Annotated in this window: 18 protein-coding genes and 1 other annotated feature; of the genes, 3 read left to right on the forward strand and 15 right to left on the reverse strand. The window is 44.8% G+C overall.

The window, feature by feature from the left end; genetic code table 11:
• The first annotated feature begins 113 nt into the window (after positions 1 to 113).
• The 3 genes from AC1ECB_RS18220 to AC1ECB_RS18230 all read left to right on the forward strand — a co-directional run bounded on the left by AC1ECB_RS18220 (position 114) and on the right by AC1ECB_RS18230 (position 3780).
• A complete protein-coding gene (locus AC1ECB_RS18220) occupies positions 114 to 1775 on the forward strand; it encodes a PAS domain-containing protein (protein WP_485665106.1) in 1662 nt (553 codons plus the stop codon).
• 234 nt (positions 1776 to 2009) lie between these two features.
• The gene (locus tag AC1ECB_RS18225) at positions 2010 to 2756 is read left to right on the forward strand and encodes an HD-GYP domain-containing protein (RefSeq protein ID WP_485665107.1); all 747 of its coding nucleotides are present in this window, start codon (positions 2010 to 2012) and stop codon (positions 2754 to 2756) included.
• On the forward strand, positions 2722 to 3780 hold the full coding sequence (locus AC1ECB_RS18230) for a PocR ligand-binding domain-containing protein (RefSeq protein ID WP_485665108.1): 1059 nt from the start codon (positions 2722 to 2724) through the stop codon (positions 3778 to 3780). The genes AC1ECB_RS18225 and AC1ECB_RS18230 overlap by 35 nt, the downstream gene beginning before the upstream one ends.
• A 34-nt stretch (positions 3781 to 3814) precedes the next feature.
• Here AC1ECB_RS18230 and ilvA read toward each other — a convergent pair whose 3' ends face one another.
• The 15 genes from ilvA to phnL form a co-directional block, all read right to left on the reverse strand.
• Positions 3815 to 4804 carry a threonine ammonia-lyase gene (ilvA, locus tag AC1ECB_RS18235; protein WP_485665109.1) on the reverse strand — a complete coding sequence of 330 codons (990 nt, stop codon included), beginning with the start codon at positions 4802 to 4804 and terminating at the stop codon, positions 3815 to 3817.
• A gap of 46 nt (positions 4805 to 4850) precedes the next feature.
• Positions 4851 to 5120: a binding site (T-box leader), on the reverse strand.
• Between the two features lie 59 nt (positions 5121 to 5179).
• Entirely contained in the window at positions 5180 to 5635 is a 456-nt protein-coding gene (locus AC1ECB_RS18240; RefSeq protein ID WP_485665110.1) for an OmpH/Skp family outer membrane protein, read from the reverse strand.
• Between the two features lie 43 nt (positions 5636 to 5678).
• Entirely contained in the window at positions 5679 to 5942 is a 264-nt protein-coding gene (locus AC1ECB_RS18245) for a hypothetical protein (protein WP_485665111.1), read from the reverse strand.
• A 180-nt stretch (positions 5943 to 6122) separates the two neighbouring features.
• Positions 6123 to 7784, reverse strand: coding sequence for a ribonuclease J (locus tag AC1ECB_RS18250; protein ID WP_485665112.1), 1662 nt, complete (start codon positions 7782 to 7784; stop codon positions 6123 to 6125).
• Between the two features lie 347 nt (positions 7785 to 8131).
• Positions 8132 to 9571, reverse strand: coding sequence for a sensor domain-containing diguanylate cyclase (locus AC1ECB_RS18255; protein ID WP_485665113.1), 1440 nt, complete (start codon positions 9569 to 9571; stop codon positions 8132 to 8134).
• Between the two features lie 328 nt (positions 9572 to 9899).
• Positions 9900 to 10547, reverse strand: coding sequence for a trimeric intracellular cation channel family protein (locus AC1ECB_RS18260; RefSeq protein ID WP_021169516.1), 648 nt, complete (start codon positions 10545 to 10547; stop codon positions 9900 to 9902).
• A gap of 163 nt (positions 10548 to 10710) precedes the next feature.
• Positions 10711 to 13431, reverse strand: a complete 2721-nt coding sequence (locus AC1ECB_RS18265; RefSeq protein WP_485665114.1) for an HD domain-containing phosphohydrolase — start codon at positions 13429 to 13431, stop codon at positions 10711 to 10713.
• A 315-nt stretch (positions 13432 to 13746) separates the two neighbouring features.
• The gene (locus tag AC1ECB_RS18270) at positions 13747 to 14691 is read right to left on the reverse strand and encodes an efflux RND transporter periplasmic adaptor subunit (RefSeq protein WP_485665115.1); all 945 of its coding nucleotides are present in this window, start codon (positions 14689 to 14691) and stop codon (positions 13747 to 13749) included.
• Entirely contained in the window at positions 14684 to 17116 is a 2433-nt protein-coding gene (locus AC1ECB_RS18275) for an ABC transporter permease (protein WP_485665116.1), read from the reverse strand. Before AC1ECB_RS18275 ends, AC1ECB_RS18270 begins: the two co-directional genes overlap by 8 nt.
• Positions 17109 to 17870 (reverse strand): ABC transporter ATP-binding protein, encoded by a 762-nt coding sequence (locus tag AC1ECB_RS18280; protein ID WP_485665117.1) that lies wholly within the window; start codon positions 17868 to 17870, stop codon positions 17109 to 17111. Before AC1ECB_RS18280 ends, AC1ECB_RS18275 begins: the two co-directional genes overlap by 8 nt.
• A 42-nt stretch (positions 17871 to 17912) precedes the next feature.
• A complete protein-coding gene (locus tag AC1ECB_RS18285) occupies positions 17913 to 18506 on the reverse strand; it encodes a TetR/AcrR family transcriptional regulator (protein ID WP_485665118.1) in 594 nt (197 codons plus the stop codon).
• 213 nt (positions 18507 to 18719) lie between these two features.
• The gene (locus AC1ECB_RS18290; RefSeq protein WP_485665119.1) at positions 18720 to 19181 is read right to left on the reverse strand and encodes a GNAT family N-acetyltransferase; all 462 of its coding nucleotides are present in this window, start codon (positions 19179 to 19181) and stop codon (positions 18720 to 18722) included.
• Positions 19182 to 20117, reverse strand: a complete 936-nt coding sequence (locus AC1ECB_RS18295) for a sugar phosphate isomerase/epimerase family protein (protein WP_485665120.1) — start codon at positions 20115 to 20117, stop codon at positions 19182 to 19184.
• A gap of 14 nt (positions 20118 to 20131) precedes the next feature.
• Positions 20132 to 21331 carry an alpha-D-ribose 1-methylphosphonate 5-triphosphate diphosphatase gene (locus AC1ECB_RS18300; RefSeq protein ID WP_485665121.1) on the reverse strand — a complete coding sequence of 400 codons (1200 nt, stop codon included), beginning with the start codon at positions 21329 to 21331 and terminating at the stop codon, positions 20132 to 20134.
• A complete protein-coding gene (gene phnL / locus AC1ECB_RS18305; protein ID WP_485665122.1) occupies positions 21328 to 22056 on the reverse strand; it encodes a phosphonate C-P lyase system protein PhnL in 729 nt (242 codons plus the stop codon). The genes AC1ECB_RS18300 and phnL overlap by 4 nt, the downstream gene beginning before the upstream one ends.
• Positions 22057 to 22062 lie beyond the last annotated feature (6 nt).

The following is a 22062-nucleotide window of genomic DNA, read 5'->3' on the forward strand; positions in this document are numbered from 1 at the left end:
TTTTACAAGGAAACAAGGAAACAAGACAAATCTCAGAGAAGATTTATGTAAAAACGTGTACATTGACAATAGATATATACATAAGTAAACAAATCCATTATTACGAGGCAATTATGAAAGATTGTTTTTTGGAATTAAATGATAATAAAGTTAGTCTTAACAACAGAAAAACCCTGTACGAGATAAACCCCGGCCCCATCTTAGTAAGCCGGTTGGATCGTGAGGGCAAACTGGTACAGGTAAGCTATAATGACCCTAGTACTGGCATGGCAACACAAAATATCCTTGGTAAGAACCTTACTTACTTTCGCCTTGAATTGCAAAATTATAATAAATGTAAATACCATTTAAAACGAGCTTTTGCCAATGCCCAAAAAGAAGTGTTTCAGCTAAATGTAGGAATACGCCAATACCACATTTCCTTGCTTCCTGAGATAAAAAGCAGCAACCAGGAAATAGAATTCGTACTTGCTATAGTGTATGATATGACTAAAGAACAAAAAATACTCGATCAATTAGTATTTCATAAAGACAAATTAAGTGCGAGTCAGCATAGCTTAGAAATGGTACAGAAAATTGCAAAACTGGGTTATTTTGAATGGGATAGTAACAATGGTATCCGGTACTGCTCAGATCAACAATATAAAAACTTTGGTTATATACCGCAAGAAACTGCACCAACTGTGGACCTTTTTGCCCGGCGAATTCATCCTGATGATAGTGCGATCGTTAAAACAATGATAGCCCAAATCCAAAGCACAGAATATTCAGAATCGGAATTCAGAGTTCTAAAGAGTGATGATTCTGTTGGCTGGGTCTATGCCCGGCTTAATGCAATTACAAACCAACAGGGGTGCTTAACCAAAGTATTGGGAGTAACCCAGGATATTACGAAAAAAAAACAGGCAGAAAACCGCATCACCAAGACAGAAAAGGACTTGATTTTCATTAATTACGTTAACACATGCAGTAATTATCTAAATCGCTTACTGGTAAATGATTACCCATTGGAATATACAAGCAAAGCACTCAGTGAGTTTGGCCTCGAAAGCCACATGGTGTATTGTTGCTTTGTGATTCAATTGGTTGACAGTATGGGAAACGCAGGTAAGACAGGCCCTTGTGAAGATGATACAGCAGAGATAAAACAACAGGTCCTCATCTGGCTTGCCGACGAGGGGCATGATAAAATATGGTACATAGACAATAAGATAATTCTCCTAGTATCGTTAGCAAACGAAACGATTAGTACCAAGCAATATCAACTGGACTTTGCTCATCAACTGACTCAAGAAATAAAAAAACGTTTTCCTGCTCTCCGTACAACAATTGGCATATCAGGCTCATCCAACATTCCCTTCAATATTAAGGATGTATATGAAAAAGCTAACCATGCGGCTATTGTTGCCAGCGCAGATAGCCGCCCACAGATAGTTCACTTTGACGATATTGGGCTTTACGAAATTGCTTTTCAACTTATAAAAGATACAAATATTGTCACCTTAGCCGCCAGTACGATCGGACGGCTTGTGAAATATGACCAGCTTCGCGAAGGTAATTTATTGTTAACATTAAAATATATTTTGGAAGGCGATAGCTTGAAAGTAGTCGCTAAAAAGCTCTATATTCATCCCAATACCGCACTATGGCGAAAACATCGCATCGAAGAATTGCTGCAAATGTCATTAGACAAAATGGAAACCAAGGTAACACTTATGTTGCATTTAAAAATTTGGGAACTACAGCATAAAACAGCTTTAGAAAAGAAATCGTAGTCGTCCATGCTTATTGCACAATGACTATACTTACGGATAGTATAAAAATAGGAGCAGCTATTGTTATAATGATACAATAGCTGCTCCCATTTTCTAGTATCTGACCCAATAGTATATTGATGTTGTTTGCCTTACAATTATGAATCAGTAGCACCTTGACACATTTAATTATCTTAGGGATTTTGGGAGAGTGATGATACACGATTGTATGGCATCAAATCGCGGAGACTGCAAATGTTTCCAAAATATGACAAAACATTGGACATAATATCATCAACCTTTAAAAAAGTCCGGATATTTGATGAAGTTCCGATCGCCGAATGCAAAGAATTAGCTGATAATTACATCGAACTTATGATTGATATTGAGGGTGTTCTTGATATCCTTTACCGGATTCAGACACACCATGAGTATACCTTTACACACTCTCTTCATGTAGCCACACTTACCGGACTCCTGGGAAAATGGACAGGCTTTACAGGCCCAATGCTAAAAAACTTTATCTTATCCGGGTTATTGCATGATATCGGGAAAGTGCTTGTTCCCCGGGAAATACTTGATAAGCCAGGACCACTCACTACGGAAGAAAGCGACATTATCCAGTTGCATTCAGAACAAGGCTATCAATTGTTAAGCACTTGTTACGATGTTTCTCAAGAAGTGAAATTAGGAGTACTGCAGCACCACGAAAGAGAAGATGGCAGCGGCTATCCATTTGGATTAAAAGAAAAGGATTTGAACATTTGCGCTAAGTTTGTAGCCATTGCCGATATCTACGACGCAATGACCTCAAACCGGACGTATCGAAAAAAAATACCGCCGATTATTGCTATCAATATAATGCTTAATCAAATGTACGGCAAACTTGACTCCGTCACTTGCTTAACGCTTTCAGCCAAACTGCAAAAACATTTGATTAGTACAAACACAGCAGGAGGAATCAATTATGAGTCAACAAGGATCTCAAAACAAAACAACTAGTTATGAAGTGAATTTAGACACTCTTAAGCTAACCGATGTAATCGATATTGAGTTTCTACAAAAATTTCAAGATGATTTTGCCAAAGGCGTTGGTGTAGCCAGCGTCACAATTGACCAGGACGGCAATCCGGTGACTAATCCCAGCATGTATACAAGATTCTGTCAGGACTATACCCATTCAACAGAATGTGGTGATAAACGCTGTGCAGAGTCTCACCGAAAGGGCGGGGAGGAAGCGGTTCGCACTGGCAAGCCTTATGTTTTCGAATGCCATGCAGGGCTGATTGACTTTGCTGCGCCGATAATGATCAATGGAAAATTGCTGGGTACAATCTTAGGGGGTCAAGTTCTAACGTCAAGTCCTGATGAACAAAAATACAGAAGAATCGCCGGCGAAATTGGAGTTGACGCCAACGGTTATATCGCAGCTGCCAAGGAAGTACGCATCCTGTCAAGAGAAAGCATCGAATCAGCTGCCAATGTACTTTTCACGGTTGCTAACAATATGTCCAAGAATGCTTTTCAGCATCGAAAACTAAAAGCGGTAGCCATGGTACTAGATGACAGCCTGCATCAAATTTCGGCTACTATGGAAGAATTAGCTGCTTCTGCCGGTACGGTAAGCGATAATCAGGCTAATTTAAATTCCGAAATTGGCAATGTACACTCTGTTACCGGTGAAATTAATAGTGTTATGGATCTCATCAAAGAAATCGCCGACGAAACCCGCCTGTTAGGTTTAAATGCAGCTATTGAGGCCGCCAGAGCAGGCGAGGCCGGGCTGGGCTTTAGCGTTGTGGCGCAAGAAATTAGAAAACTATCAGCCGACTCCAAAGCAACAGTTGGTAAAATCAAAGAATTTACAACCCTAATAAGAAACTCTGTTGACCGCACCGTTGCTATGGGCAGCGACACCACATTAACTGTTGAACAACAAGCAGCAGCTATTCAGGAAGTAACTGCCAGCGTAGAAGAAATTACTAGCATAACTGAACAACTAACTGTTTTGGCTAATGAAACCTGATCAAGTAAATTAGATAACTAAAGTCATTGTCCTGTTACCAACAGGCTACCTGATGATATTTATCCTCGATAAGCATAGATAAAAGCATCGGGTCAATATTACCCCCACTGACGACTACCGCTACTTTTTGCATCGGCAGCTGGATTTTATCAGCTAACAGGGCCGCAATTCCGACTACCCCGGCCCCTTCAGTCATTATTTTGCCACGCTCCAGCATGAACAAAATTCCAGCAATAATCTCTTCTTCAGTAACTAAGATAATTTCATCAACATACTTTTGTGTATAGTCAAAAGTAATATCGCCTGGCTGTTTTACAGCAATGCCGTCAGCAATAGTACTGACCGACTTCAGACAGAAGCGCGCTCCGCAGGCTAACGATTGGGCCATAGAGGGTGCACCTGCCGCTTGCACGCCAATTACCTTGATTTTAGGATTATGCTCTTTAGCTGCTACAGCCAGACCGGCAATCAAACCACCGCCGCCAACAGGTGCAATGATAGCATCCACATCAAACATCTGGGACATGATTTCAAGCGCAATGGTTCCCTGACCGGCAATAATAGCTGGATCATCAAAGGCATGGATAAATGTCCTGTTTTGCTCGGCCTGCAAAATTCGAGCATGCTGGTAGGCCTCATCATAGTTTTGACCATGCAATACTACATTGGCCCCATAAGCCTTGGTAGCCCGAACCTTGGCTATCGGTGCTTTTTCCGGCATAACAACAATTGCTGGGACATTGCAAGCCTTGGCTGCCCAGGCTACGCCCTGAGCATGGTTGCCTGCTGAAGCCGTTATTACCCCACAAGCCATCTCTTCCGGACACAAACTGAATATCTTATTGACAGCTCCCCGGATTTTAAAAGAACCCGTTTTTTGCATATTTTCCAATTTTAAGTGAACCTGGCAATTGGCTATTTCACTTAAAGTACGGGAATGCTGCAGCGGAGTCTGATGAACAAAAGGGGTAATTCGCTGCCAGGCCTCTTTAATTTTAACTAAGTTTAACTTATTAACATCCATATCAAATTACCTCCTCAAAAAATTAAAAAACCTCCGTCCCCTTACATAAAGGGACGGAGGTTAATCCGCGATACCACCCTAATTATTACAGTCCTTATAGGAAGACTGCAATCTCTCATTAAAGTACGGAGCAATGCTCGATACCCCAGCGCAATAACGGGCACTGTTACCCTCACGGGTCCCGGCAAGGCTTACTAATGTTCAGCCTGCAACTCACAGATGATTTTCAGTCATATCAGATAATTACTGGCTCACACCAAACCCAGCTCGCTGAAAGTATCCTTGCTATGCCTACTCTTCTGATCATCGTATTTGATTCATATATTGAATACTACTATATCAAAAATCTTATCTGCTGTCAAGAGGTTGTGCAACTTACTTTGTAAGCTTCTTTAGAACATCTGCCGTGATGTCTACCCCGCCATCAATAACGATGTTTCTTGCCACCACCACCGACAAGCCCTTAGCGGCTCTCACTCCCTTGATTGCACCGGCAATTTGTTCAGAAATAGGCTTGAGCAGTTCCTGACGTTTCTGCTCTAGCTGCTGCTCTAGCTGCTGCCCTAGCTGCATACTAAGTTCCCGTTTTTCCTTGTCACTCAAACCGGCTGACTTGGCCTCGAAGTCTTTGTTCGCCTGCTCCTGCATTGCTTTAAGCTCTTCATTGGCCTTAGGTGTATCCGGATGGTTGTCAATCAGATATGAGTAGTCAACGACCCCCACAGAAGCAGCGGGCGCAGGTGCAGCTTGCACCAAATTTACGCCAAATGCGATTGTAAACAGACATGTAATCAGCAGAGCAATGCAAAACTTTTTCTTTTGTACAAACATAGGTATTACCTTCTTTCTTGTCATTTTGTCTGGTGTCATGGAGCTACCGCTCTTGTTCGGGCTGAGAAACTTTCTCCTGGCTTTGTTTCAGCACCCCAGCTTTGATGAGCTGGTTAACGATGTTTTCCTGGGTAGCCAAAGCCTGCACAAAACCCTCCAGCGGCATGATAATCCGCTTACTTACATCAACTACCGGCTGACCATTATCACTCTTGAGATGGGGTTGCAGGGTCATCAGATCGATACGCACTAAGTTGCCGGTAACATGAACGGCGCTAATACCGTCGGCGAAGATTTCCTGGTTCATAAACTTTCTCCTTCCTATTTACTCTCTTACTTACTTCTTGCCTTTTAGCAAAATTCCTGCTATTTCCCCAAAATTTGTAAGAGAAAATTAGTTCCGATGATAAATTATAGAGAAACCCTGCAGGATGTAATCCTGCAGGGTTTCTCTATATAACTTATTTAACTCAGCGACAAAAGTGCTTTACAAATCCATGATAATTGGTAAAATCATCGGCCTACGGCCGGTTTTAGCAAATAAATACTTAGACAAGGCTTCCCGAATGCCATTCTTAAGCGGAGCCCATTCAGTTACTGGTTGATTTTCAAAACGTTCCAACACATTTTTTACTATATTACGCGACTCATCAATGAGTCCTTCTGAGTCTCTGACATAGACAAATCCTCGCGAAACAATATCAGGACCATCCAGAACGCAGCCACGGCTTTTGTCAAGCGTAACCACAACAATCAATACACCGTCCTGAGATAACTGCCGTCTGTCCCGGATAACAATATTGCCGACATCTCCGACACCCAAACCATCAACAAAGATTTTGCCGGCAGTCACTTTACCAGCAAACCGTCCGGAGTCAGCAGTAAACTCAAAAACATGCCCATTCTCGCCAATAAAAACGTTTTCCTTGGGTATGCCTGTTTCTTGAGCCAGTTTACCATGTTGTCTAAGCATCCGGTGTTCCCCGTGAACGGGAATGAGGTATTTTGGGCTAACCAAATTCAAAATGAGCTTAAGTTCTTCCTGACTGGCATGTCCAGAAACATGGATACCAGAGGCTCGTTCATACACAACATGAACACCAGAGCGCATTAAGGCATCAATAGTACGGCCAACAGAACGTTCATTGCCTGGTATTGGGTTGGCTGCTATTAGCACAGTATCCCCGGGAGTTAGTTGCAAACTGCGATGACTTTTGGAAGCCAACCGACTAAGCGCAGCCATAGGTTCACCCTGACTACCGGTTGTTAAGATTAGCATTTGGTTGTCCGGATATCGGCTGATTTCATCAACGCCAATCAAGACTCCTTCCGGTATATCCATATAACCAAGCTCGTTTGCCTTATTGACCACCGTTACCATGCTCCGTCCCAGCAGCGCCACCTTACGCCCATAGTTACAAGCCGCATTAATGGCCTGCTGCAGTCTGGATACATTAGACGCAAAGGTGGTTAAAATAATACGCCCCCTGGCTGTGCGAAAATGCTCATCAAGACTCACGGTTACAGTACGTTCCGACTTGGTATAGCCTGGCCGTTCGGCGTTGGTGCTGTCCGAAAGCAGCACCAGTACTCCTTGATTGCCCAATTCGGCAAATTTATGGATATCAATCATCTTACCATCAACCGGGGTCTGATCAATTTTGAAGTCTCCGGTATGAACAATTGTACCTACCGGCGTTTTTAAGTAAATCCCCAGCGCATCAGCAATCGAATGGTTAACCCGGATAAAGCCAACCTCAAATGCCCCCAGGGAAATACAATCTCCAGGAGCCACAGGAATTAGTTTAGTGGTTGATACATCATATTCTTTTAACCGCCCCTCCACCAAACCTAATGTAAGCCGTGAACCGTACACGGGTACATCAATGTGACGCAGCAGATAAAACAATGAGCCAATATGATCCTCATGACCATGGGTTAAAACAACAGCTCTGATTTTGTCTTTGTTTTCAATAATATAGGAGATATCTGGTATGACTAAATCAATGCCCAGCATATCCTCCTCGGGAAAAGCAAGACCAGAGTCAAGAATAATTATGTCATCGCCATAGCGAAACACCGTCATATTCTTACCAATCTCACCAAGTCCCCCAAGTGGTATAATTAAAAGTTTATCATTCTTACTCACTAGAACCTCCAGTTATATAATATTCACTAATTATTCACTCATCCGTCCAACTATCCTTAAACGTAACGCCGTCCCTAACTAGTGCTTTAATTATATACAACTGTCAAGTGATTTGCAAATTAGGAATTAAAAAAGCGCTATTTCGCCCTTGAGGATATGGCTCTCTAACCGCAGAGTACACAGAGAGCGCAGAGGGGAGATGTATATCGAGACATTCCCTCTGCGTACTCTGCGTCTCTGCAGTTCAAAAAAACTTATACTTTCCTTATGTATCAAAAAAACTTATACTTTCCTTATGTATAAGAAAAGACTTGGCTTATGCCAAGTCCTTTAGAACCTTTATCTTCTCACGCAAGTGAACTCTCGGTAAGAGAAGCCACCCGTAACTGGTTACGCCCTGCTTTCTTGGCTTGATAAAGGGCTTGGTCTGCCGCAATTATCAATTTATCATGTGTAAAACTATCTGACGGTATACAAACCGCAATACCAAGACTTACCGTAACAATTTGGTTGCTTACAGATGTTGCGTTGCGAATGCCTAGTTCTCTGACTCTAACCAAAATCTGTTTCCCCAGTTTCTTAGCATCTTGCTGATCCGTATTGGGCAAAATTATCGCAAACTCTTCCCCGCCATAACGTGCCGCCAGATCTGTCGCCTGCTTGCAAAGTCCCTGTAGAATTCCTGCAATCCGTTTGAGGCATTGATCGCCGGCAACATGGCCGTACGTATCGTTATAATGTTTAAACAGGTCAACATCCAACATAATTATTGCCAGCGGCAACTGTTCCCGGCTGGCTCGCAGCCATTCCTGTTCCAAACATTCATCAAAACAGCGGCGGTTGGCAATACCTGTCAACCCGTCTTGTATTGAAATCCTGTACAATTTTTCATTTAGCAATCGTAACTCCTGTGTTCTTTCCTTTACTTTCAGTTCCAGGTCATCATGCGCCTGACGCAATAATTTCTCAGCCATTTTACGCTCAGTAATGTCTTCCACGACACTATCAATCCAAAACAGTTCTCTTTTGGCATCAAAATGTTTAATTGCGGTCACTGAACACCATATAACAGTTCCATCTTTTTTATTTAACATGATTTCTCGGTTTTTCACTGCTCCCTGCTGGTTAATTTCTTTAAGCAGCAGATTAAAACTTTCCTGGTCGGAAAAATAGGTTGCTGCAGACGTTTTTAACAATTCCTCTGCAGAAGGAAATCCAAGCATTCTCGCAAGGGCTGGATTCACATATTCCATGAAAGAGTTGTCACTTCCAGTCTTACGATATACACCAACATTAATATTTTCCACCAGCGAGCGATATTTTTCCTCGCTGTCGCGCAGTTCTGCTCCGCTAGCTTTTAGTTGGGCGACTATATTATTAAATGTCATGGCTAGCTGACCAAGCTCATCTCCGGTTGTAATCTTGATCATTGCATCCAGATCACCGGTGGCCAGGCGTTCAGTGACTGTTGCTATATCGATAATACGTTTTGTCATTCTACCAGCAATCATAATACTTATCAGCGAAGCAAATAAAGCAGCTAACATGCTCATGACAATTCCCGTCCGCTTAACGTGATTTACAATACTCTCAGCATGCTGAGCTGCATCCCCATTATGGTCGATGAGAACACTGGTCAACGCTTTTTCGCCATTATAACCAATTATTGCAGTTGTTACTAACAAGGGAATCACCGTCATACCAACTAGGCAAATGCTGAGCTTTGCTCGCAAGCTCAGCTCAAGCCACAGGTTTACAACCTTATCCACTAGGGTTGCAACTAACACCGGACTCCCCCCTCACTTTTACATATATCGTAATATTCAGTTATTATTCGTTGAAAACTCATTATTAGGACCCATCTGTTTACTTGCCAATATAAGCCACCTCACGAAGAATACTCCTCTGGTCAGTATCTTATATATTAAGCTAATAAAATTCGACATTTTCTCGCAATATCCTTCATGTTTTTTGCTTCTACAAAAAATTACAGGCAAATTAAACAGCCTCAAACCGATGTAAGTTCGATCCAAGGCTGGTTAATTTACTTTACTTTAGCTATCTACTTAACAGCTGCAGTCCACAAGTGCGGACTGCCCCTTTTATCTTAGGGCATTAATTACCATGGTTTCGGTTCTCTGATACTATATCCTTAGAATCCAGGCCAAGAACGGGAAAGTTCCAGCCATATTTAATACAGCAAAGTCTAAGGCCTGTCGTAATACAAAAACAAAGATACAACGGTAGATTGCCAACATAATACGTTTGGGCATAATAGAAAACCATAGCTCCCACGATGGTAGTGATCGCATAGACCTCCTGACGAAACACATAAGGAATTTCTTTGACAAACACATCACGCATAACACTTCCGCCTATCCCGGTAATTACCGCCACTGTCGTAACAATAAATAAGGAATCCAGGTTATGCTCAATGGCAAGATTGGCGCTAGTAGCCGTGAAAGCGCCCAAACCGATGGCATCAAATATCTGAATGGTATATTTAAACCGATCCAGCCATCGATATGTGAAAAAAACACCAATGGTAGCCATAGCGCTGATTATAAGAAAAGTAGGGTCACGAAAAGTTAGCGGCGGTGTATTACCAATAATAACATCCCGCAGTACCCCCCCGCCAATTGCTGTCGTTATCGCCAAGACCAACACACCAAAAACATCCAATTTCTTTTGAATTCCTGTTAATGCACCTGAAACCGCAAAGGCTACTATCCCCATAACCTCAAATACACTCCACGCTGTCATTTTTCGTCCTCTCCTGCGCTAATCTACTATTTTTTCTCTGCTAATTTTATCATAGATACAATAAAAATACAGCAACTCAATAAGAAAAGAAACTTAAAAGACAGGTTAAGCATCTGCTTTCTAAGTTTCTTTCGTGTTATCTTACTAACTGCCACCATCAAACTCACTGCTCACGCAACAGCTCAATAAATAATTGCGCAAGCACCGGATCAAACTGACTTCCAGCACAACGTTCAATCTCAGCCAGCGCATCAGAATGTGAGAAGGCTTTGCGGTACGGTCGGTCATTCGTCATCGCATCATACGTGTCAGCAAGCGCCAGTATACGACATGCCAAAGGAATCTCTTCCCCACTTATTCCGAGCGGGTAACCCAGACCATTCCACCATTCCTGATGCTTCAATATCCAATCGGCGATCGGAGCCAACTCAGGAGAAGCCTGGGCAATGCGGAAACCGATTTCACAATGCCGCTTCATAATAGTAAATTCCTCTTCAGTTAGTATACCTGGCTTATTGAGAACACTGTCCGGTATGCCTACCTTGCCAATATCATGGAACTTAGCAAATAATCGCAGATCAGCAAGTTGGGCACGAGAGAGGTTTAGTTTCCGGCCTAGCTCCTCCGCTAAACCCTGCATCCGGTCAGCATGCCCCTCAGTAATATAATCTCTAACCTCCAGCGCTTTCATCATGGTTTGAACAATAGCACTGTGGCTGCTTTGCCCCTGATGTATCTTCTGCCGGTACATATCATGATCAGCTTGTTTGTAAATTTCTTCAACATTGTGGCTGTTATGATAATTTGCGGCCCATCCAATTGACAGACTAACTGGCAACTGCGGACTTTTCTCATTGTATTCAGCAATCCGAAGCTGAATTTTTTCTGCCATATCCTCCATTTTCTCTTTTTGCGGTTCATACACAATAATAACAAATTCGTCACCGCCAACACGGGCAATCATTTCTTGGACACACACGCTAACTGAGCACAATACGCCTGCAACTACCCGAAGAACTTCATCCCCTGACCAATGTCCCAAAGTATCATTGATTAGCTTTAGTCCATCAACATCACAAACCATTATGGCAATACCACCGCTACTCCGCAAAGAAATCCGGCGCATTTCAGCTTCAAAATAAGCACGATTATATACATTAGTTAATGCATCATACAGACTAAGGTATTGCACCTGGTCTTTCGACCGCCGCACCTCGGTAATATCGCGTATCATAGTCAGTATCTCTGCCGAACCAATTTTAATAAACCGGGTTTCCCGAAAACAAGTGGCACCATTAATATGTATGTTATATTCGTAGTATTGAGTTATACCAGTTGCAAGCGTCTCCCGAACATGAAACACGTAGTTGCCTGCAATATCCTGCGGCAATAACTCGGTTATATGGCGTCCGCGAATAGTTTGATCTAATACAGAATAAGTTTCAAATTCCGGGGACCTTATATACTCCAAAATACTCCCGTCATAATCAAGCACAAAAATGGCATCTGGAATGGAATCCAGTACAGCCAGTTTCTCAGCCTGCGTCTGAGCCAGTTCTGTTTCTAATTGTTTACGCACAGTAATATCCCGCACTAGCGTAAGGCAGCAGGTCTGCCCCCTAACAACAGCCTGCTTAGCATTGACTTCTATAATAATCTGCCGGCCATGTCTGTCGACGATTTTCTCCTCAAAGAGCTGTGGTCCCTCGCTTAGCACCCTGTTTAAGGTCAAAATTGCTGACTCCAGCTTATCAGCTGGGATAATAGCTGCCACTCCAAGTTGCTTCAACTCCTCCTCCGAGTAACCAACCATCTCTTCAGCATGCTTATTAGCCCATAAAATAGAGCCGGAAAGCGGATCATTGACAATAATGGCATCATTAGCCCCATTGAAAATTTCGTTGAGAGTGGTCTCACTGATGATTCGCGCCGCAAGTTCCTCCTGCAACGAAGCATGCAGTAAAGCGTTTTGCAATGCCAGCGATACCAGATCGGTAAAACGTTCTAACAAGACCACTTGATTGTCATTAAACTTTCTCCCTTGTTGATACAAAGCTGCACCGAACACCCCAACAACTTTCTGGTTTCCCTTGATTGGAGCGGCAAAAAAAGAGTTTAGCTTTTTCGCATAAGCTTCACGAATACGCCCTTCCCACTGTTGGTAGTCATTGACTACTATCGCCTGACCACTGGCGTACACCTTACCCATTAACCCCGCGGTAATGGACGTTCGTGGCGGACCGCCCACTCCGCTATACACCTCTAAATATCCATCTCCTGTTGGTAACGCAATATAGGCTTCATCCGCATCAATAATGGCCATCGCATGGGCCGTAATTATCTTCAATAACCGGTTTGTGTCCAATTCAGCCATCATGTTGAAGACTGTTTCCTGCAAAGCAGACAACAATTCATTCTGCTCCAACACCTGCCTGTTTACCCGCAACGCTTCCTCATATTGCATCCGGAGTTCTTCTTCCGTAGCGATTAATTCCTCATGGGTTGCCGTCAGGGTTTGGTAGCTTTCCTGCAGCGCAGCTTCACTCTGCCGTAGCCGGTGAGCACGAATTATCAGTCTGCCTGTATAGATGATAATAAAGATACTCACGCAAAACGCCATACCGATAGCCATCCATTGCCGTTGAACTAGTGACTGTAACACCTCCCCTGTAACCCCAACCGGAAAATAGTGTCCTTCTGACGTGCGCTTAAAAAGTTCCCGATCTTGTATTTCGTGGGCCATAGTGACTCGCTGGTCAAATTCAATCTGCCAGTATGTTCCACCCCAAACACCAATCAGTAAAAAAATACAGAATGCGAAGACTGCAGCATCAGGGTAAACCCAATTTGAAAAAAATTGATTCACCCGCTTGTTTACCAGCAAGCATACTTCCCCCTCTTGGCGAATTGATTTAAATTATTTTTTCTTTCGACAAAATATCGGAAATGTCCTTTAATAATTTCCGTTACTAAAGAAACGCCACCAATATTCTCTTGGTGGCATTTCTTTAGACTGCCAATATGAGACATTGGTGGTATTTGTGCTTATTTTAAAAAGATTACGTCTTCCCGGTCATTTGAGTCCCGAACATCTTTCCTAAGGTCTAGCTACTCACGCAAATTAATCTTTTCCAAAACATAATATAAATTTTTATCACCCTCTTTACTCCGAGAACACCTTTCTTAAGCAACTATTGCCCTATAGCTCTGACGGCGTTATCGCAAGCTGTGCTGTCATATTCCAGCGCAATCTGTCATCCCAGCGTTCAGGCGCGACAGTGACGGTATACGTAATGTCACCGCGTTTCTTTTCTCCATATGCTCTGATGGCTTTTACCTTGCCAGCTATCTCTAAGTCAGGTATACCGTCAAAGGTTAAGGATACCTGATCACCCTTTTTCACCTTAGCAATCGTGAGTTCTGTTAAGTCATCGCTACGGATTTCCCACGCACTTTCATCTGCTATTCTTACCAAAACAGTACCGGCGGCAGCATGTTCTCCTACCTTGACATCCAGAAAGGCAACCGTGCCATTGATTACTGCTGTGAGTTCGGTCTTGTCAAGCAATCCTTCCGACTCAACTAACCGCGCTTCCTGGGTCTCTAATTCGGCCTGCGCCTGAGCCAAAGCAGCCCTGGTTCTATCAGCCGTTGTTTTTGCCTGATCATATTGTTGCCTGGAGACAGCCCCGGCCGCTTCCAAGCGCTTTTGCCGCTCTAATTCGCGTTCGGCATCAGCCAGATTAATTCTTGCCTGCTCCATAGCGGCGGCCGCGCGGCTAATGTCAGCTCTGGTACTGCCAACCCTTGCCTGATAATCTTGTCGTACCAGCCGGATAATCGGTTGACCAGCCTTTACCATATCGCCTTCCTGTACCAGCACCTCGCCAATCGTCCCTTCTACCGGCATAACCATCTGTGCATAATGCACTGGGAAAACAATCCCCTCTGCCAAAACCCGGTTATCGGCTTTAACAGGTGCAAGGTCTTTTTTCTCGCCCTGACGTCCATTATTAAGCCACCACCCACCGGCACACAATATACCAACAATAAGCACTGTTAATAGCCAGTGACGTTTTAGCCACGCCCCCATTTTCCCTAACATTTCCGGTTTCATTGCACCTCTCCGTTCTTCTTTATTCATAGCCAAGCACCTCACGCACACTCAGCTTAGCGGCCTTCCTGGCAGGAAGCAAACTGGCAGCTACCGCCAGCAAGGCTGAAAGTACCAGCCAAATCCCCACTCCCAGAAAACTAAATGAAAATTCCAGCGGACTTTGCAAAAACATTATCCCTACCTGATAACTAAGCAGTGCGGCTATCGGCAATGCCAACATGACTCCTAACAGCCAGCTTAACACCCCAATACATAACGCCTCCACAACAAAAACCTTCGCAATAGCCATACTGGAAGCCCCAATGGCCCGCATAATTCCAATCTCCCGCGTTCGTTCTAATACATTGATTCCCATTGTACCCATAAGTCCCAAAGCACCGACAAAAGCCAACAGTACCGCCATAATCAACAAAAATACAATCAAAATATCAAACTGGGACCGGATACGCTGTTTCTGCTCCCAGGTAATATCGACATTTTGAATCCGAAGATTATTTTTCTTTAAATGCTCCTCAATTTTTCTTCCCAAATCAATTTGTTCCTGGGGATTAGTGGACTGAGCAACAATCTGGACTGATCTGGCTCCTCCCGCCTCCTGAATAGCTCCGGTAAACCAGGGATAAGGCGCATACACAATCGGCCCGGTCAGTGTGCTTTTGGCAATCCCAACTACTGTAAACTTGAGCCTGCGGTTACCTATTTTAATGACTGCATTACTACCTACTGTAAGCTGTGGACTATCCTTCAGCGTCTCTGAATTTACAACCAGTGCACTCTCATCTTCAGCCAACAGCCAGCGACCTTCAATAATCTTCGGCTGAATCATCTTGGTGTTTACCGGTGGTGCAAGAATAAATACATTCTTGCTGGCCTCATCCTCTGACTCCTTGCGTTCATTCCTAAGTATCCGCCCGGAAGTAAAGCCCCATGACTCCGCCGCCCTGACACCGGGAATTTGGAGAATTTCGTGTTCAATCCTGGTGGCCCGGTAGTTTTGTGTGAAACCAACAGAAATATCATATCGGAAATAATCAAGTGCATCATCTAATGTAGAATAAAGCGATGCCCGAATGGAAAAGACGGCCATAAATACCGTTCCCGCCACTGTCAGAGTCAGCAAAGTCAGAGCCAGACGCCATTTTCTGCGAAAGGTGTTTCGTAAGGAAAGCAGGACAGGACGGGATAGGAGGTTTACTCTTGCCAACAGCTTGTCTATCCACTTGTCCAGGCGACTTTTACCGATTACACTCCCAATACCATGATCACTGACAGCCTCTCTGACAGTTACCCCGGTATTATGCCAGATCGGCCATATAGCAGCAAGAACAGGCACCACAATCGCCGCTGTCGCCTCTAATAGCAGTACCTTGGGTGGCAGTTCCAAGCCGCCGGAATTGAAGTTAAATACCTGGGCCATGAAACCAGTAACAGCATTTGCCGCCAAGGCCCCCAAAGGAGCGGCAACAATTAGAGCTAATGCACCATATGCCCCCACCAGAAATAAATACATCCGTAATATCTGGTCACGCCTGGCGCCAATTGCCTTCATGATTCCTATCTGACGAACCTGCTGTGTCAGGATGGCAGATACCGTATTAACTAACAAAAAAGTACCTAACAACAATGACAGCACACCGAGAACCGTAAGCAGCATGATAAGGGCATTAATCACACTCTGCAGGGGATGTTCCCCGGGTTTATTCACCTGCAGCCAAAACACGGTTGTGTTGCCTTGTTCCAGCTTGCTCCAGGCCCGGCGCCCCACCGCCTCAATGGGTGCAGTTTCCTTGCCACTAAGCACCCAGGGCTCCACAACAAAATTTACCTGATCAAGCTGCCGCTCCACATCTAGCTTCTCAAGCGTATCCATGTTGATGTAGCCATAGGAACGACCGCTAAAAAGACTTGGCAGCTGACTGGGATCATATACTACTCCAGTAATTTTCAGATTTCGTTTGTGTCCATCAGCGGTTTCTACCTGAATACTGCCCCCCTGTGCCACCCCAAGTTCAGCAAGCGAAGACCGCTCCAGCAATACATCCCCATCCCCGGGCGGCCAGGCACCGGTTTGGCTTTTTATGATGTTAACTTTTTGCTCACTATAGTCTGGAATGGCCGTCAAATACATTTGCCGCCATTCACCGGCGGCAGTACGAACCCGCAAATCAACATTGCGACGGCCTTCAGCCTCTTTAACGCCGCGCAAACTGCGAATGCTGTCTACCAGTTCCTGATCAAATGGATCGGCATACAAACTAGCACTGGCCGGTGCTGCCGACTTCCAACTTAGAGTTAGGTCCCGATCAAACATGAGATAGGAACTATAGACCATTCCTACGGCAAAAACCCCAACCGAAATAGACAACACTACCAACAATGTCCTCAGCTTATTTCCCCATAAATCGGCTAAAACTTTACGCCACCGCGGTGAAAGCAGCCTATATTTAAACATAATTGCCACACTCTGCCGACTGGCTTGTCATAATCTGCCCGTCATATACAGTCAAAATCCTGCCACTCCGGCAGGCTAAATCATTGTCATGGGTTACCATTACTATGGTTTTCCCGCTAGCAGCCAGTTGTTTAAAAAGGTCAATAACGGTGGTGGCAGTACGACTATCAAGATTACCTGTCGGCTCATCTGCGACTAAGAGCGGCGGGTCATTCGCCAAAGACCGGGCAATCGCCACCCGTTGCTGCTGTCCCCCGGACAAATTCGCCGGTAACTTATGCGCCTGTTCGCCAACACCTACCAAATCCAGCAACTCACGCGCCCGTTCCGGTCTTGCCGCCCGATCATACATGTCACAAAAATCCATCGGCAGCATAACGTTTTCCAAAACCGTCAGCGTTGGAATCAACTGAAAAAATTGGAAAACAACCCCTACCGTCCGGCCACGCCAGATGGCAATCTGATTTTCGGTCAACGTATGTACAGGCATCCCGGCCACCCATACCTCGCCGCCAGTTGGCCTGTCAATACCTGTAATCATATTAATCAGCGTCGATTTGCCACTGCCGGATTTGCCCACGACAGCAACAAACTCACCTGCTGCCACCTGCAGGTTTATACCTTTTAACGCCTCAAAGTCACCGGCTGCCGTAACATAGGTCTTACGTACAGCTGCCAGCTCAACTGCTGCTGCTGCCAGACGAGTCTGGGGCAAATCGGTACTTACAAGTCCAGATAACCATTTTATTAGCATGATTTTCTCCTTATTCTGTTTTCTATGCTTAAACCTACTAATTCAGCCACGGATAAGCAGCGAGTCAACAAATGTCATCTCAAATTGCCTGGCCACACTCTCAGGCGATAAATTCTGGCTGATAATCAAATACGGCGTAGCTCCATCCAACGCAGCAAATAACGCTGTTGCCTGACTTTTGGGCTGGTGCTTGCGAAACTTTCCCGTTGCCAGCCCCCCGGTAAATAATCGCTCATAAAAAACAATCATTCTCTCACTATAGCTATTAATCAGCGGCCACATTGCCGGACAAGCTATAATTTTAGATAATGATAACAAGATAAATGTCATCTGCCGGGAATGAGTTGACCAATACTGCAGATACTCATGAATAAAATAGCGTAAGCCTTCCACCGGACAAGTTATTGCTCCCGTTGTTTTGATCAGTTCCCATATAGGTTCAAAATAGCTCCCGTTAGCGGCAATAAGAATCTCATCTTTACTGCCAAAATGATAATATAACCCACCTTTCGTCAGACCTGCCTGTTCAGCGATCGACTGCATGGAAGCCCCTTCATACCCTTTGGCTAAAAATTCACTAACTGCAGCTTCAATAATGTCTTCCATACGTTGTTCTTTAGGAGCCTTTTTCGTCAATTGCTACATCTCCGTTCCTTTAGAAACCTACCGTCGGTATTTATTGTAATGGCAGTTATTTACTTTGTCAATTACTACCACTTGTGTTGAGTGCATTAAAAATCGCTATTGCGCCCTTGAGGATACGGCTCTCTAACCGCTTATACTTTCCATCTGGATAAAAAAGCAGCTGCTTATCCAGATGATAAACAACCGCAACAATTATTCAATATCCTATTCCGGCAAAGCAATGGAGAAACCAATATGGGTTTGCTGCCAGCCAAGTCGCTGGTAAAAAGCATGCGACTGCTGACGAGCAAGGTTGCTTGACAATACAATTTTATAACAGCCGTTATCATGACACAGCTTGGTTGCACTCTCCATTAGTTTCGTGCCAATCCCCGCATTGCGGTATGGTGCCTCCACTACCACGTTCTCTATGGCTGCCCAAGGACAGCCCCCATGCCCGATATTGGGAATAACAATCACGGTAAGAGTACCAATTACAGAGCCGGCAACCTCGGCCACAAGAAGATACTGCCGCGGATCTTGCAACAACCTCTCCCAAATTACGTCTTCAGCTTTTTCACTGCCCGGGTTGTGATGATAGGCTGACTCAAATTCTTGATATAGCGACAACACCTTGGTCAAATCCCAACGCTTGGCTTTTCTGATAGTAATACTATCCAGACTCATTTAGGATACACACCGATCGCTGGATTTGACCAATGCTTGCGTAGTAAGCATCGCCCGGCGGTACTGTTCGCGATATCGCGGCCGTAGTTCTACCGTTATCACGCCCTGGTAGTCAGGCAGCCTGCTGATGATCTCCTGGGCCGGAACGTCCCCCCAGCCGATCGGCATATGCATATCGCCGCGTCCCATGCCAGCCAGCTCATACTGTTTACGCTCCCAGGATGTAGAGGCCAGACCAAAGTTATCATGTAAATGGATATGACGCACATAGGGAGCTACCTGAGTAACACTTGGCAGCAGGTCGTATCCATAATAGCACGCAGCCAGATAAGCATGCCCGGTATCTAGCGTCACTCCAATCTGACTGTGGTTTACCTCCCGCACCATCTTTGCTAATGCTTCCAGTGACTCAGCATAGCAATAGTCTGAAATATTAGTGTAAGGACGGGCGTTCTCCACCGCAATGGTGATTCCAAATTGCTCTGCCAGTTGTCCCATTTCCCGCAGCCAAGCACACTCCTGCTGCCACATGATGGCTCGCTCTTGCGAAGTAGGGTTCTGCCTGGTTGCAAGCAAAAAATCCTCCTCCGGAATATAACGGCCTGCATGGTAAACCATGATTTCCGCATTGACAGCTGCGGTAAACTCCAGACTGGCAATAAATCCGAGCCGGTTTACCGGATCTGCGGCCATTAGGTTCAGCGGATTAAGCCCATGCACAGTATAACGAAATGGGTAACGATCTAGCAGTTCTTTGACCTCAATCACTCTTGTCCGGTCAAGCCTGCCACCATAAATAGCACCTACCCCATGGGGGGAAAGTTCGACATAACTAAAACCCTGTTCTTGATAATAATCGAGTTCTCGTTTTAAGACTGCCAGGCTGCCATCAATTACTGATGCGTCAGCATTTATCGCAATGCCCTTGATATTCACACCGAACCCCTCCTCTAACAAGCCGATTGTTCTGCACGATCTTCAGGCAAAGTTACCCGGTAATTCATACCATAAACAGGTATGCCACCTACCACCGTGTTAGTTACCACCGGTGTATTGTTACGTTTGCGGACAATAATAACATCGCCGCATTTTCCTTCCTCTAAACTACCGACATCTTTTAGGTGCAGCGCTTTGGCCGGTGCCGTGGTAGCCATAGCAACCGCTTCGCTAATACTTATCGTCTGATCTGCCAATAGAAATACAGCATGGAGCATCGACGGCGGATAATAGTCGGAACATAATATATTCGCACTGCCGGCAGTAATTGCATCAATGGCTTTCATGCCTTTGCCTGTCGAGCCTCCACGTACTATATTTGGCGCCCCCACACTGACATCCACCCCGGCTCTCCGGGCGGCAGCGGCTGTCGGAAGGTTAATGGGAAATTCACTCAGAGTCACTCCGTGCTGTTGATAATAGCTAATACTGTCGGCCGAATCGTCATCATGAGAAGCTAATGGCACACCTGCTGCGCGGGCCTCTTGACTCAGCCGCACTACACATTCTCCGGCGTTCATTCGCCCTTGTTCTTTGAGAGCTAAAATCTCTCCAATCTCATCTATTGGTAGGTGATACGTTTTTTCCAGGTAGCGCCGATAATCTTCAACCGTGGGATATTGCCCTTGTCCGGGTGTATGATCCATGAAGGATAACAGGTCCACAGCTCCCTCGGTAATCAAATACCGGATAACATCCACAGCTTCAAAATTTGTGATCTCAAACCGCAAATGAATTTTGTTCCTGATACTAGCATAGTCGCGAGCCATTCCCACAATAGTCCGGATACAATCGGCAGCAACTTGGTCTGCCCGCACTCCATACTGTGCTCCGGCCAAAGAAAAAGAATGATACATAGTGGTAATTCCCTGCCCGGCTAGCTTTTTTTCCAACTCACCAAAAGCTACCTCGGTAGTAAAATACGCACCAGGACGGGGTTCCAGCTCCTTTTCAATGGCATCACTGTGGGTATCAATAAAACCCGGTAATATAAAACCACCCTGAGCATCAATAATGATGTCGGCGGAGTGGCCATAGTGATGACTCTGGCGTCCGGCCATGGTAATCATCCCATTTTCAATTATTACTTCGCCATTTGGAATCACCCTGTCAGGCAAAACTAATTTGCCGTTGTTCAGCAGTATTGTACTCATACTACCTCCCGCATACGTTTGATTGACTTACACTGCCCTGCTTGCATGGTAAATACCTTATCCACCAAACTGCGCATACTCTCCAGATCATGAAAGATACCGATGATGGTAGTTCCCTGCTGTTTAAGGGCCAGCAAGGAGCGAATGACAACCTTTTTGGTCTCATTATCTAAGGAAGCTGTCGGTTCATCTAAGAGCAGCAGGCGTGGCTCCGTAATTAGCGCCCGCGCCAAATTAATCCGCTGTTGTTCCCCACCGCTGAAGGTTGAAGGAAAAGCATCCCATAGTTTGGTGTCAATATTCATCATTCTCAACAGTTCATAAGCCCGCTCCCGTGCCGCATCTGACTGCCAGCCGCGCTCCCGCAGTTCCTCAGTGAGAATATCGGTGGCTGAAACCCTGGGAAGTACCTTGAGAAACTGGCTTACATAACTAATCTCACTGCTCCGGAGCGCAAGAATCTCTCGCTCGTTGGCTGTGACAAGATCGATTTCCCTACCGTCCTTAGTACGGTACCATACATTTCCACCCGAAGGTAAATAGGTTCGATAAATACATTTTATAATTGTCGATTTACCTGATCCGCTTGGCCCGGCAATGCCCATAAATTCTCCAGCCTTCATGGTAAAACTCACCTTGTCGCAACCTGGCAATGTTTTTTTATCCAGAATATGCAGTGTGAATTTTTTTGACAGACCCATCACCGTCAGGATTGTATTACTCATTACAAC

Source organism: Sporomusa sp. 246TCP1, assembly GCF_057319775.1.

Coding starts and splice junctions, on each gene's coding strand:
- phnL (WP_485665122.1), bottom strand. CDS start 22,056: ATGAGTAATACAATCCTGACGGTGATGGGTCTGTCAAAAAAATTCACA.
- AC1ECB_RS18300 (WP_485665121.1), bottom strand. CDS start 21,331: ATGAGTACAATACTGCTGAACAACGGCAAATTAGTTTTGCCTGACAGG.
- AC1ECB_RS18245 (WP_485665111.1), bottom strand. CDS start 5,942: ATGAACCAGGAAATCTTCGCCGACGGTATTAGCGCCGTTCATGTTACC.
- AC1ECB_RS18240 (WP_485665110.1), bottom strand. CDS start 5,635: ATGTTTGTACAAAAGAAAAAGTTTTGCATTGCTCTGCTGATTACATGT.
- ilvA (WP_485665109.1), bottom strand. CDS start 4,804: ATGGATGTTAATAAGTTAAACTTAGTTAAAATTAAAGAGGCCTGGCAG.
- AC1ECB_RS18280 (WP_485665117.1), bottom strand. CDS start 17,870: ATGCTAATAAAATGGTTATCTGGACTTGTAAGTACCGATTTGCCCCAG.
- AC1ECB_RS18220 (WP_485665106.1), top strand. CDS start 114: ATGAAAGATTGTTTTTTGGAATTAAATGATAATAAAGTTAGTCTTAAC.
- AC1ECB_RS18270 (WP_485665115.1), bottom strand. CDS start 14,691: ATGAATAAAGAAGAACGGAGAGGTGCAATGAAACCGGAAATGTTAGGG.
- AC1ECB_RS18275 (WP_485665116.1), bottom strand. CDS start 17,116: ATGTTTAAATATAGGCTGCTTTCACCGCGGTGGCGTAAAGTTTTAGCC.
- AC1ECB_RS18230 (WP_485665108.1), top strand. CDS start 2,722: ATGAGTCAACAAGGATCTCAAAACAAAACAACTAGTTATGAAGTGAAT.
- AC1ECB_RS18225 (WP_485665107.1), top strand. CDS start 2,010: ATGTTTCCAAAATATGACAAAACATTGGACATAATATCATCAACCTTT.
- AC1ECB_RS18290 (WP_485665119.1), bottom strand. CDS start 19,181: ATGAGTCTGGATAGTATTACTATCAGAAAAGCCAAGCGTTGGGATTTG.
- AC1ECB_RS18260 (WP_021169516.1), bottom strand. CDS start 10,547: ATGACAGCGTGGAGTGTATTTGAGGTTATGGGGATAGTAGCCTTTGCG.